Origin of the sequence: Pseudoxanthomonas sp. J35, assembly GCF_000513995.1 — a bacterium.
Classification (GTDB): Bacteria; Pseudomonadota; Gammaproteobacteria; order Xanthomonadales; family Xanthomonadaceae; genus Pseudoxanthomonas.
On record NZ_AZVB01000009.1, the window covers coordinates 62,932 to 76,167 of the forward strand.

Annotated in this window: 6 protein-coding genes; 4 read left to right on the top strand and 2 right to left on the bottom strand. The window is 71.1% G+C overall.

Features of this window, described 5'->3' with window-relative positions; translation table 11 throughout:
• Positions 1-53: 53 nt before the first annotated feature.
• Positions 54-2,639 carry an ATP-dependent chaperone ClpB gene (gene clpB, locus PSEJ35_RS0107295; RefSeq protein WP_028917212.1) on the top strand — a complete coding sequence of 862 codons (2,586 nt, stop codon included), beginning with the start codon at positions 54-56 and terminating at the stop codon, positions 2,637-2,639.
• A 490-nt stretch (positions 2,640-3,129) separates the two neighbouring features.
• On the opposite strand, the gene PSEJ35_RS0107300 is transcribed toward clpB, so the two are convergent.
• Complete coding sequence (locus PSEJ35_RS0107300; protein WP_232207604.1) at positions 3,130-3,627, bottom strand: Dps family protein; 498 nt, start codon at positions 3,625-3,627, stop codon at positions 3,130-3,132.
• Positions 3,628-3,789: 162 nt separating this feature from the next.
• Between PSEJ35_RS0107300 and hrpA the strand changes: the two genes are divergently transcribed.
• A complete protein-coding gene (gene hrpA, locus PSEJ35_RS0107305) occupies positions 3,790-8,055 on the top strand; it encodes an ATP-dependent RNA helicase HrpA (RefSeq protein WP_028917214.1) in 4,266 nt (1,421 codons plus the stop codon).
• Positions 8,056-8,100: 45 nt separating this feature from the next.
• Here hrpA and PSEJ35_RS0107310 read toward each other — a convergent pair whose 3' ends face one another.
• Positions 8,101-8,703 carry a hypothetical protein gene (locus PSEJ35_RS0107310; protein ID WP_028917215.1) on the bottom strand — a complete coding sequence of 201 codons (603 nt, stop codon included), beginning with the start codon at positions 8,701-8,703 and terminating at the stop codon, positions 8,101-8,103.
• A 60-nt stretch (positions 8,704-8,763) separates the two neighbouring features.
• Between PSEJ35_RS0107310 and PSEJ35_RS0107315 the strand changes: the two genes are divergently transcribed.
• Together PSEJ35_RS0107315 and PSEJ35_RS0107320 are read left to right on the top strand one after the other, a co-directional pair.
• Positions 8,764-10,929: a bifunctional (p)ppGpp synthetase/guanosine-3',5'-bis(diphosphate) 3'-pyrophosphohydrolase gene (locus PSEJ35_RS0107315; RefSeq protein ID WP_028917216.1), complete on the top strand. Its 2,166-nt coding sequence runs from the start codon at positions 8,764-8,766 to the stop codon at positions 10,927-10,929.
• Positions 10,930-11,017: 88 nt separating this feature from the next.
• Positions 11,018-13,189 carry a bifunctional (p)ppGpp synthetase/guanosine-3',5'-bis(diphosphate) 3'-pyrophosphohydrolase gene (locus tag PSEJ35_RS0107320; RefSeq protein WP_028917217.1) on the top strand — a complete coding sequence of 724 codons (2,172 nt, stop codon included), beginning with the start codon at positions 11,018-11,020 and terminating at the stop codon, positions 13,187-13,189.
• Positions 13,190-13,236: the final 47 nt, after the last annotated feature.

The window sequence follows — 13,236 nt, forward strand, 5'->3', positions numbered from 1 at the left end:
CATCTGGAGGATATCGCCGGCGTGGCCGGCCACCACCTTCGGGGGACCAATCGATGCGGATGGACAAGCTCACCTCGCGTTTCCAGCAGGCGCTGGCCGACGCGCAGTCGCTGGCCGTGGGCCGCGACCACAACCTGCTCGAGCCGGTGCACGTGCTCGTGGCCCTGCTGGACCAGGCCGGCGGCAGCACCCGGCCGCTGCTGGCCCAGGCCGGCGTCAACGTGCCGCTGCTGCGCGAGCGCCTGGGCGAGGCCCTGGAAAAGCTGCCGAAGGTATCCGGCCAGGCCGGCAACCTCTCCGTCGGCAACGACCTGACCCGCCTGCTCAACCTCACCGACAAGCTGGCCCAGCAGCATGGCGACCAGTTCATCGCCAGCGAGTGGTTCGTGCTGGCCGCGCTGGAAGGCGGCGGCGAGACCGCGCGGGCACTGAAGGCCGCCGGCGCCGACAAGGCGAAGCTGGAGGCGGCGATCGCGAAGATCCGTGGAGGCGAGACCGTGCAGTCGGAGAATGCAGAAGACCAGCGCCAGGCGCTGGAGAAGTACACCATCGACCTGACCGCCCGTGCCGAGTCCGGCAAGCTGGACCCGGTGATCGGCCGCGACGAGGAGATCCGCCGCACCATCCAGGTCCTGCAGCGCCGCACCAAGAACAACCCGGTGCTGATCGGCGAACCGGGCGTGGGCAAGACCGCGATCGTCGAAGGCCTGGCCCAGCGCATCGTCAAGGGCGAGGTGCCCGAGCAGCTCAAGGGCAAGCGCGTGCTGAGCCTGGACATGGGCGCGCTGATCGCCGGCGCCAAGTTCCGCGGCGAGTTCGAGGAGCGGCTCAAGGCCGTGCTCAACGACCTGGCCAAGAACGAAGGCCAGATCATCCTGTTCATCGACGAACTGCACACCATGGTCGGCGCCGGCAAGGCCGAGGGTGCCATGGACGCGGGCAACATGCTCAAGCCGGCGCTGGCGCGCGGCGAGCTGCACTGCATCGGCGCCACCACCCTGGACGAGTACCGCCAGTACATCGAGAAGGACGCCGCGCTGGAGCGCCGCTTCCAGAAGGTGTTCGTGGGCGAGCCGAGCGTCGAGGACACCATCGCCATCCTGCGCGGCCTCAAGGAGCGCTACGCGGTGCACCATGGCGTGGAGATCACCGACCCGGCGATCGTGGCCGCGGCGACCCTGTCCAACCGCTACATCACCGACCGCCAGCTGCCGGACAAGGCCATCGACCTGATGGACGAGGCCGCCTCGCGCATCCGCATGGAGATCGACTCCAAGCCGGAGGAGCTTGACCGCCTCGAGCGCCGCCTGATCCAGCTGAAGATCCAGCGCGAGATGCTGAAGAAGGAGAAGGACGACGCCTCGAAGCAGCGCCTGGCCGACCTGGAGAACGACATCGACAAGCTCGAGCGTGAATTCTCCGACCTCAACGAGGTGTGGAAGTCGGAGAAGGCGGCGCTGCAGGGCGCCACCAGGATCAAGGAGCAGATCGAGCAGGCCAGGCTGGAGCTGGAGGCCGCCCAGCGCGCCCAGGACTTCGCGAAGATGAGCGAGATCCAGTACGGCCGCATCCCGGCGCTGGAGAAGCAGCTGGCCGCTGCGCAGGAGGCCGAGCAGAAGGAGTTCAGGCTGGTCCAGGACAAGGTGACCGCCGAGGAGATCGCCGAGGTGGTCAGCCGCTGGACCGGCATCCCGGTCAGCAAGATGCTGGAAGGCGAGCGCGAGAAGCTGCTGCGCATGGAGAGCGAGCTGGGCCAGCGCGTGGTCGGCCAGGAAGAGGCGATCCGCGTGGTGTCCGACGCGGTGCGCCGCTCGCGCGCCGGCCTGTCGGACCCGAACCGCCCGATCGGCTCGTTCCTGTTCCTGGGCCCGACCGGCGTTGGCAAGACCGAGCTGTGCAAGGCACTGGCCGAGTTCCTGTTCGACAGCGCCGACGCCATGGTGCGCATCGACATGAGCGAGTTCATGGAGAAGCACTCCGTGGCCCGCCTGATCGGCGCGCCCCCGGGCTACGTCGGCTACGAGGAGGGCGGCTACCTGACCGAGGCGGTGCGCCGCCGGCCGTACTCGCTGATCCTGCTGGACGAGGTGGAGAAGGCGCACCCGGACGTGTTCAACATCCTGCTGCAGGTGCTGGACGACGGCCGCCTGACCGACGGCCAGGGCCGCACGGTGGACTTCCGCAACACCGTCATCGTGATGACTTCGAACCTGGGCTCGCACCAGATCCAGGAGCTGTCGGGCGACGACTCGCCGGAGGCCTACGTGCAGATGAAGGCCGCGGTGATGGGCGTCGTGCAGGCCCACTTCCGCCCGGAGTTCATCAACCGGCTGGACGACATCGTCGTGTTCCACCCGCTGGACAAGGCGCAGATCAAGTCGATCGCCAGGATCCAGCTGCGCGGCCTGGAGAAGCGCCTGGCCGAGCGCGGCCTGAAGCTGGAGCTGTCCGATGCGGCGCTGGAGCTGCTGGCCAACGTCGGCTTCGACCCGGTCTACGGCGCGCGCCCGCTCAAGCGCGCGATCCAGGCCCAGGTCGAGAACCCGCTGGCGCAGAAGATCCTCGCCGGCGAGTTCGCCAACGGCGACACGGTGAAGGTCGATGCCTCCGGCGGGCAGCTGGTGTTTGCCCACGAGTGAGCTGACGATGCCCGCGCTACCAGCGCGGGCCTTTCTCCGGGCCGGGCGGGATCACGTTCATTGAAACCCTGCCCAAGAAGCTGGAGCTTCAGCGCGGCTCGCTCCGGAAGGAGCCGCGGCACTCCGGGGGTATGGCGCATCGCGCGGTTCCGCGTCCTGCTCCAACGCGCGAGCGCGGCACATCCATGTGCCGCTTGCGCCATGCCCCCGGAGCGCCACGTCTTCCAGCACGTCAAGGACGTGGCTTCGATCGGTCCTTCCCCGGAAGGGGTAGAGAGGAGGGCGGCCATCCGCCGGAGCCCGCGTAAGACGCAAGGACGCATCGGGGGCAATGCCGCCCACCTTCACGGATGCGCCGAACCTTGCGCTGCCGCGGCTCCGCCCGAAGCGCGCCACGCCCTGGGCCGTTGCTCTCGGAACCAGCTCGCGGGAGCGCCCAAAGAAACGGCCGCCCTGCGGCGGCCGTCGTGGTGTCACGGGAGAGCCTGCTTCACTCCAGCAGCGAACGCAGCATCCACGCGTACTTCTCGTGGGTCTGCAGGCGCTGGGTCAGCAGGTCGACGGTCGGGTCGTCGCCGGCGTCGTCGGCGGTCTTCAGCACGGTGCGCGCGGTGCGGCACACCGCCTCGTTGCCGGCGACCAGCTGCTGGACCATGCCCTTCCAGTCGGGCACGCCGTCCGCGCCTTCCTCCTCGCGGATCGAGGTCAGGCGGATGAATTCCGCGTACGAACCGGGCGCGTTGTAACCCAGCGCGCGGATGCGCTCGGCGACGTCGTCCAGCGCGTTCCACTGCTCGGTGTACTGGTCCATGAACATCGCGTGCAGCGAATTGAACATCGAACCGGTGACGTTCCAGTGGAAGTTGTGGGTCTTCAGGTACAGGGTGAAGGCATCGGACAGGAAGTGGGCGAGGCCCTCGGCGATCTCCTTGCGGTCGTCGTCGGCGATGCCGATGTTGATCCTCGAAGGCGAGGCGACCTGGTCCAGGACCTTGCCCTTGCCCTTCGGGGCGGCTGCCTTGTCCTTGATGGTGGTCTTGGTCTTGGCCATGAACGGGCTCCTTGGCTGGGGTCTACAGGGTGCAGATGGGGCTGTCACAATAGATGTTAAACCCCGCAGCGTTATGCAAAGTTTCACACGGCCCGATAGATGGAAGCGATCCCCGCCGAATTTCGAGCAGCCCTGGAAGCCGGCCGGCGCGGCATCGACCAGGCCCTGAGCCGCGACCGCGGGCGCCTGCACGGCGCCTGGTCGCGCTGGCGTGGGCGTCCGGCCGATGCCGCCCTGCGCGAACGCTTCGAGCAGGCCCTGGCCGGCTCGGTGGCGGCCCGCCAGGCGCGCGCTGACAGCGTCCCGGCGGTGCAGGTGGACGCTGCGCTGCCGATCGCCGCCGAGGCCGAGCGCATCGTCGCCCTGATCCGCGAGCACCCCGTGGCGGTGGTGGCCGGCGAGACCGGCTCGGGCAAGACCACCCAGCTGCCCAAGCTGTGCCTGGCCGCCGGCCGCGGCGTGGCCGGCACCATCGGCTGCACCCAGCCGCGCCGCATCGCCGCCCGCGCGGTGGCCGCGCGCGTGGCCGAGGAGCTGAAGACCCCGCTGGGAGGCCAGGTCGGCTACCAGGTGCGCTTCACCGACAACGTCGGCGAGGACACCCGGATCAAGTTCATGACCGACGGCATCCTGCTGGCCGAGATCGCATCGGACCGCTGGCTGTCGGCGTACGACACGATCATCGTCGACGAGGCCCACGAGCGCAGCCTCAACATCGACTTCCTGCTCGGCTACCTCAAGCAGCTGCTGCGCAGGCGCCGCGACCTCAAGGTCATCGTCACCTCGGCGACCATCGACACCGCCCGCTTCGCCAGGCACTTCGGCGACGCGCCGGTGGTCGAGGTGGCCGGCCGCACCTACCCGGTCGAGGTCCGCTACCGGCCGCCGGGCGGCGGGGGTGGCGACGCGCCGGAGCCGGTACCGGCCGCGCCCGGCCGCGGCGCGCGCGGAGGTCGCCCGCGTCGTGAACCGGACCCGGGACGCGAGCTGGACCCGCTGGCCGCGATCGGCGCCGCGGTGGACGAGATCACCGCCGAGGACCCGCGCGGCGACGTGCTGGTGTTCCTGCCCGGCGAGCGCGAGATCCGCGACCTGCACCGGCTGCTGGAGAAGCGCCAGTACCGCTCCACCGAGGTGCTGCCGCTGTACGCGCGGCTGTCGGCCAGGGACCAGGACCGGGTGTTCAACCCCGGCCCGCAGCGGCGCATCGTCCTGGCGACCAACGTCGCCGAGACCTCGCTGACGGTGCCGCGGATCCGCTACGTCATCGACCCGGGCGAGGCGCGGATCAAGCGCTACAGCCCGCGCTCGAAGATCGACCGCCTGCACGTGGAACCGGTCAGCCAGGCCAGCGCCAACCAGCGCAAGGGCCGCTGCGGCCGCGTCTCCGAAGGCGTGTGCTACCGCCTGTACTCGGAGGCGGATTTCCTCTCGCGCCCGGAGTTCACCGACCCGGAGATCCGCCGCTCCAGCCTGGCCGGCGTGATCCTGCGCATGCTCCACCTGGGCCTGGGCCGGATCGAGGATTTCCCGTTCCTCGAACCGCCGGACGAGCGCGCCATCGCCGATGGCTGGCAGCAGCTGCTCGAGCTGGGCGCGGTGGAGGAGGCGGCCGACGGCCAGCGCCGCCTGACCGCGATCGGCCGGCAGATGGCGCGCCTGCCGGTGGACGTGAAACTGTCGCGGATGCTGGTGGCGGCGCAGGCGCATGGCGTGCTGCGCGCCATGCTGCCGATCGCCGCCTTCCTCGGCGTGCAGGACCCACGCGAACGCCCGCCCGAGGCGCGCGAGGCGGCCGACAACGCCCATGCGCAGTTCGCCGACCCGCGCTCGGAGTTCGTCGGCATCCTGCGCCTGTGGCAGGCCTACGACGACGCCCACGGCGAGCTGACCCAGTCGAAGCTGCGCGACTGGTGCGGCAAGCGCTTCCTCGGCTTCCTGCGCATGCGCGAATGGCGCGAGCTGCACCGCCAGCTCAAGCTGCTGTGCGAGGAACTGGGCTGGCGCGAGGAACCGCAGGAACAGGCGCTGGCGCCGCTGCTGGCCGGCGCGCCAGTGGCGGACGAGGGCCGTGGCGCTTCCGGCGAGCGGCCGACCCGGGGCGAGCTGCACCGCGCCGCGCGCCTGGCGCGCGAGGGCAAGGCCGCGGCGGTCGCCGCGCCGGCCGGCGCCGGGGGAAATACGGGGTCGGAGCCACTTGTCCCCCAGGCGGGCGAAGGCGGGAGGAGGCGATCGGGGAAAAGTGAACCTGACCCCGTTCCTGGCCCCCGCATCAGCGCCCGCGAGCGTGCCTCCGCCTACCAGTCGCTGCACCGCGCGCTGATCGCCGGCTTGCCGACGCAGCTTGGCCACCGCACCGAGAAGGGCGACTTCCAGGCGCCGCGGCAGCGCCGCTTCCAGCTGTTCCCGGCCTCGCCGCTGGCGAAGAAGCCGCCGCCGTGGGTGCTGGTCGCGACCCTGCTGGACACGCAGAAGGTCTGGGGCCTGACCGCCGCGGCGATCGAACCGGACTGGGCCATCGCCGAGCTGCCGCACCTGCTGGCACGCAAGCACTACGACCCGCGCTGGTCGCGCGCGCAGGGCAACGTGCTGGCCTCCGAACAGATCAGCCTGTTCGGCCTGGTGCTGGCGCCCAGGCGCCCGGTGCACTACGGCCGCATCGACCCGGCCGGTGCGCACGACCTGTTCGTGCGCCAGGCGCTGGTCACCGGCGAGATCGACACGAAAGCCGCGTTCCTCGCCGCCAACCTCAAGACCCTGGAACAGGCGCGCGAGGAGGAAGCCAAGCTGCGCCGCGCCGGCCTGGTCGCCGACGAGGACTGGCAGGCGCGCTGGTACCTGGACCGCGTGCCGGCGGAGATCCACTCGGCCGCCGGCCTGGACGCCTGGTACCAGAAGCTGGCGTGCGAGAAGCAGCAGGGCTTGCGCTGGTCGACGGTCGACCTGTTGCCCGGCGAAGGCAGCCAGCAGGACCTGTACCCGAAGTACTTCCCGCTGGGCGATGCGCGCCTGCCGCTGCACTACAGGTTCGAACCGGGTGCCGCGGACGACGGCGTCACCCTGGAAGTGCCGCTGCCGCTGCTCAACGCGCTGGATCCGGCGCGGCTGTCGTGGCTGGCGCCTGGCTTCGTCGCCGACAAGGCCGCCGGTCTGATCCGCAGCCTGCCCAAGGCGATGCGCCGCAACTACGTGCCGGCGCCGGACTTCGGTCGTGCCTTCTTCGAGGCCTTCCCGCAGCCGTCCGCCGACGCGATCACTGGCGAGCTGGCGCGTTTCCTCAGCAGGACCACCGGCGCGCAGGTAAGCGCCCTGGACTTCGACGAGGCCGCGCTGGAGCCGCACCTGCGCATGAACCTGCGCCTGCGCGAAGAAGGCCGCAACGGCAAGGTGCTGGCCGAGTCGCGCGACCTCGACGGGCTGCGCGCCCGCTTCGGCGAACACGCCAGCCGCGCCTTCGCGGCGCGCGCGGCGAAGGCGCTGGCCAGCGGCCCGCGCGAGCTGCGCGAGTTCCCGGACGAGCCGCTGCCGCCGCAGGTCACCGGCGACGCCGGCGTGCCCGGCTACCCGGCGCTGGTCGACGAGGGCGAGCACGCGGTCATGCGCGTGTTCGCCGACCGGACCGAGGCCGCCGCCGCGCATCCGCGCGGGGTCGAGCGCCTGCTGCGCATCGCCCTGGCCGACAAGGCCCGGCAGGCGCGCAAGCAGCTGCCGGTGTCGCCGCGGCTGGGCCTCCTGTACGCGGCGATCGAGCAGTTCGGCCAGGGCCCGGAAGCGAAGGCGAGGGAGAAGGAACAGCTGCGCACCGACCTGGTCGAGGCCGCGCTCAACGCGGTGCTGGCCGAAGGCCTGGAAGACATCCGCGACCGCGCCGCGTTCCAGAAACGCGCCGAGGCCGCCGGCCGCGCGCTGTTCGGCGAGGCGATGGCGCGGCTGCAGCTGGCCGAGCAGATCCTCGGCGCGGTGGCCGAACTGAAGCCGAAGCTCGAGGCGCCACTCATGGGCTGGGCCGGTGCCAACCTCGACGACCTGCGCGCGCAGCTCGATGGCCTGGTGCACCCCGGCTTCCTCCGCCACACGCCCGCCGCGGCGCTGGCGCAGTTCCCGCGCTGGCTCAAGGGCATGGCCCTGCGCGCCGAACGCGCGCTGCGCGACCCGGCCCGCGACCAGGCGCGGATGCTGGAGATGAAGCCTTTCACCGACGCGCTGGAACGCGCCCGCGCCGCCGGCAACGGCGATTCGCCGGAATGGCAGGCGCTGCGCTGGGACCTGGAGGAGCTGCGGATCTCGCTGTTCGCGCAGGAGCTGGGCTCGCGCGGCGGGATCTCGCCGAAGAAGCTGGCCCAGCGCCTGGCAGCGCTGGGCTGACGACGCACCGGTACGGCGGCGGTGTCCCGCCGCCGGCGCGGCGGCTCACTTGACCCGGCGCACCTTGGCGGGAGTGTTGTAGCCGTCGATGCGCAGGTACCAGACGTTGAACAGGCCCGGCTTGATCGTCACCGCCGGGTCGGTGCGCTTGACCCCGTCCAGGCGCGCCGGCTCGATCTGTTCCCAGACCTGGCCGTTGGCGAGGGTGTAGGTGCGGCCCTTGGCGAAGCCGCGGAACTCGCCGACGAGGGTGCTGCGGATCGGCTCGTCGGAACCGAAGTCGAAGAAGCCGCGGCTCTCCTCCTTAACCTCGCGACGGCCTTCCTCGCGGGCCTGCTCGCGGATCCGCTCGATCTCCGCTGTGTCCAGCGAGGCGGCGCCGGCGACCGCGGGGGCCGCCGTGGCGGCGCCCGGAGCCGGCTGTCCCTGGGTGGCGACGCCGGCCTGCTGGCGGCGGATCCAGTCCTGCAGCGCGGCCAGTTCTTCGGCGCTCAGCTTGTGCAGGCCGGCGGCACGGAATTCCTCCGCGCTCATCTGCTGTTCCAGCGTGGCGGCACCGTCGGACTGGGCCAGCGCGGCGGGCGCGCAGGCGGCCAGCGCGAGCGCGAGCGGCAGGGTGGACCACAGCGGCAGCGGACGACGTTTCATGCTTGTTCCTCCGGTACGTTGGCCGCTAGTGTAGTCGCAACCCCACGCGCCGGAACGGCCTTGTCTCGCCCTGCCATCGACGGTCTGCCTGCCCTGCTGCGGGGTCCGGTTGCGGACCCGCTGTCCGCCGCGCTGCGCGCGCTGTTGCTGGACGCCTGGGAAGCCGTCGCCGACCGCACGCAGCGTTCGTCGTGGCCGGTGATCGCCGATACCCTGCAGACGCTCGAACGCCTCGACGCGGACGAGTCGGCGCTGCTGGCCGCGCTGCTGTTCGAGCTGCCCGGCCTGCGCGCGGCGGTGGCCGCGCGCGTCGCCGCCAGCCATCCGGCGGTGGCCGGCCTGCTCGACGGCCAGGACGCGGCCGACCAGGTCTGGGCGCTGCACGCCGGCCGCGAGGCCGGGCGCAATGGCGAGGGCCTGCGCCGGCTGTTGCTGGCCATCGTCCAGGACCTGCGGGTGGTGCCGATCCTGCTGTCGCGGCAGCTGGCGAAGATGCGGGTGGCCGACCGCCTGCCCGACGTCGAACGCCGTGCGCTCGCGCAGCTGACCCGCGACATCCACGCGCCGCTGGCCAACCGCCTGGGCATCTGGCAGCTGAAGTGGGAGCTGGAGGACCTGGCGTTCCGCTTCCTTGAAGCGGACACCTACCGGCACCTGGCGCGCGAGCTGGACGAGAGCCGCACCGCGCGCGAGCGCTACATCGAGGCGGTGAAGAAGGAGCTCGGCCGCACCCTGGCCGGACACGGCATCCGCGCCGAGATCAGCGGCCGCCCGAAGCACATCTACAGCATCTGGCGGAAGATGCAGAAGAAGAACCTGCCGCTGGACCGCCTCTACGACCTGCGCGCGGTGCGGGTGATGGTCGACGACGTCGCCGCCTGCTATGCCGCGCTGGGCGTGGTCCACGCCCTGTGGGCGCCGGTGCCCGGCGAGTTCGACGACTACATCGCCCGGCCCAAGCCCAACGGCTACAGCTCGCTGCACACCGCGGTGGTCGGCCCGGAAGGGCGCACCCTGGAAGTGCAGATCCGCACCCGCGAGATGCACGAGCAGGCCGAGCTGGGCGTGGCCGCGCACTGGCGCTACAAGGAGACCGGCGGCAGCGCCGCGGGCAAGGGCGCCGGCCGCGCGTTCGAACGCAAGATCGCCTGGATGCGCCAGCTGCTGGAGCAGGCCGGCGATGGCCGCGACGAGGGCCTGGCCGGTGCGCTGGACGCCGAGCTGGTCGAGGAACGCGTGTACGCGCTGACCCCGAAGGGCGAGGTGGTCGACCTGCCGCAGGGCGCCACGCCGCTGGACTTCGCCTACCACGTGCACACCATGGTCGGGCACCGCTACCGCGGGGCCAAGGTCAACGGCCGCATCGTCCCGCTGGGCTACCGCCTGCGCAGCGGCGACCGGGTCGAGATCCTCACCGGCAAGGAGCCGGACCCCAAGCGCGACTGGCTGCTGCCGGCCAACGGCTACCTGGCCAGCGGCCGCTCGCGCGACAAGGTCCGCGCCTGGTTCCACAAGCTGGACCGTTCACGCAACGTCGCCGCCGGCAGGGAAATGCTCGAGCGCGAACTCAAGCGCCTGGGCCTGCACCAGGCCGACCTGGTGGCGGTGGCGAAGAAGTTCCACGCCGAGACCGTGGACGACCTGTACATCCAGGTGGCGCTGGGCGACGTCGGCCCGCACCAGATCGGCCGCGCCCTGCACGAGCTGTCGCGCGCCGTCGAGCCGGCGCCGGCGGCCGTGCCGCCGCCGCGGGTGCCGCGCCAGGTGCGGAGGAAGAAGGCCGAGGCCGGCTTCACCGTGCAGGGTGTCGGCAACCTGCTGGTGCAGCTGGCGCGCTGCTGCCAGCCGCTGCCGGGCGAGCCGATCGCCGGCTACCTGACCCGCACCCGGGGCGTCACCGTGCACCGCGCCGACTGCGCCGCCTTCGCGCGCCTGGCCGCCGCGCAGCCGCAGCGGGTGCTGCCGGTGGAGTGGGGCCACGGCGGGGGCGGCTACGAAGTCGACGTGGAAGTGGACGGCGTCGACCGCAAGTGGCTGCTCAAGGATGTGACCACGCTGATCGCCCAGGAGGACGCGCACGTGTCCGACATCCGCAGCGAACTGGGCGACAGCGGCCGGGTCCGCCTGCGCCTGCGGCTGCGCGTGACCGACTACGGCCAGCTGTCGACCCTGCTGGGCAAGCTCGATGCGCTGCCGGGTGTGGAGCGCGCGTACCGGCTCGGCTGAACGGAGTCAATGGAATGGCGGCGAACGGCGCATGTCGACGTGGCATTTCCGGTTTGCCGTTCACCGGTGGCTGGCATAACCTCTGCACATGAATACCGGCCTTTCCGCCCACGCAGTCGACAGCGCTCCGCCGTCCGCCGGCGAGCCCCTGCCCGACTACGTCCTGGAGCTGGAACGGGCGGCCTCCTACCTGCCGCGCGAGCAGCTGCCGCTGCTGCGCGAGGCCTGGCGGGTGGGCGCGATCGCCCACGCCGGGCAGACCCGCAAGTCCGGCGAGCCGTACATCACCCACCCGGTGGCGGTGGCCGGCGTGCTGGCCGAGCTGGGCCTGGACGTGGAGACGCTGATCGCGGCGATCCTGCACGACACCATCGAGGACACGCCGCTGACCCGCGAGGAGCTGGCGGCGCAGTTCGGCGAGGACGTGGCCGAGCTGGTCGACGGCGTCACCAAGCTGGACAAGCTGAAGTTCCGCGACCGCCAGGAGGCGGCCGCCGAGAGCTTCCGCAAGATGCTGCTGGCCATGTCGCGCGACCTGCGCGTGATCATGATCAAGCTGGCCGACCGCCTGCACAACATGCGCACGCTCGGCGCGCAGAGCCGCGAGGCGCGTGTCCGCATTGCCCGCGAGACGCTGGAGATCTACGCGCCGATCGCGCAGCGGCTGGGCATGAGCCTGGTCAAGTCGGAGCTGCAGAACCTCGGCTTCCGCGCGCTGCACCCGTGGCGCCACGCGATCATCGAGAAGCACATCCGCAGCCAGCCGGTGGTGCGCCGCGAGGCGATGGCGCAGGTCGAGGTGAAGCTGTCGCAGGGCCTGGCCCGCGACGGCCTCGAGCACCGCCTGGTCAGCCGGATCAAGACGCCCTGGAGCATCTACAACAAGATGCAGGGCGAGGGTAAGAGCTTCGACCAGGTGATGGACGTGTTCGGCTTCCGCGTGGTGGTGCGGTCGGTGGCCGACTGCTACCGCGCGCTGGGCGTGGTCCATGCGCAGTTCAAGCCGCTGGACGGGCGCTTCCGCGACTTCATCGCCATCCCCAAGGCCAACGGCTACCAGTCGCTGCACACGGTGCTGTTCGGGCCTTACGGGTCGCCGATCGAGGTGCAGATCCGCACCGAGGAGATGGACCTGATCGCCGAGCGCGGCATCGCCGCGCACTGGACCTACAAGCACGGCGGCGACAGCCCCAACAGCGCGCAGAGCCGGGCCCACGCCTGGATCGTGGAGCTGATCGAGTCGCAGCGGGCGGCCGGTTCGTCGCTGGAGTTCCTGGAGAACGTCAAGGTCGACCTGTTCCCGGACGAGGTCTACCTGTTCACGCCGAAGGGGCGGATCCTGGCGCTGCCGCGCAATTCGACGGCGCTGGACTTCGCCTACGCGGTGCACACCGACGTGGGCAACCAGGCAGTGGCGGCGCGCGTGGACAAGAAGCTGGTGCCGCTGAAGACCAAGCTGTCCAGCGGGCAGACGGTGGAGATCATCACCGCCAAGTCGGCCGCGCCGAAGCCGCAGTGGCTGGAGTTCGTGGTCACCAGCAAGGCGCGCACCTCGATCCGCCACCAGCTCAAGCAGCTGGAGCACGAGGACGCGGTGCAGCTGGGCCACCGCATGCTCGACCGTGCGCTGGAGGCGATGGGCAGTTCGCTGGAGCGGTTGCCGGCCAAGCGCCTGGAGTCGTTCCTGGTCGAGCACCGTTTCCCGCGGCTGGAGGCGTTCCTGGCGGAAGTGGCGCTGGGCAACTGGATGCCGAGCCAGGCGGCGCAGGCGCTGATGGCCTACGCGGAGCTGCGTGGCGGCGGGCATTCGAAGCATTCGCAGGAAAAGATCCTGATCAACGGCACGGAGGGCGGGGTCGTGAGCTTCGCCAACTGCTGCCAGCCGATCCCGGGCGACGAGATCATGGGGTACCACACCTCGGGCAAGGGCGTGGTGGTGCACCGGCTGGATTGCCCGAACCTGGCGGAGTTCCGCAAGTCGCCGGAGCGCTGGGTGCCGATCGACTGGGATCCGAACGTGACGGGCGACTACGACACGTCGCTGATCGTGGACGTGGAGAACCACACCGGCGTGCTGGCGCAGCTGGCGGCGGCGGTGGCGCAGAGCCAGTCGAACATCGAGCGCGTCGACTACCTGGACCGCGACATGAACGCGGCGCAGCTGCGCTTCGCCATCCAGGTCCGCGACCGCAACCACCTGGCCGAGGTGATCCGCCGGCTGCGCCGGCTCAACGTGGTGCAGGCGGTGCGCCGGCAGTAAGGGGCGCACGGGTTGCGGCGGCGCAACAGCCGGCAGCAACAGCGAAA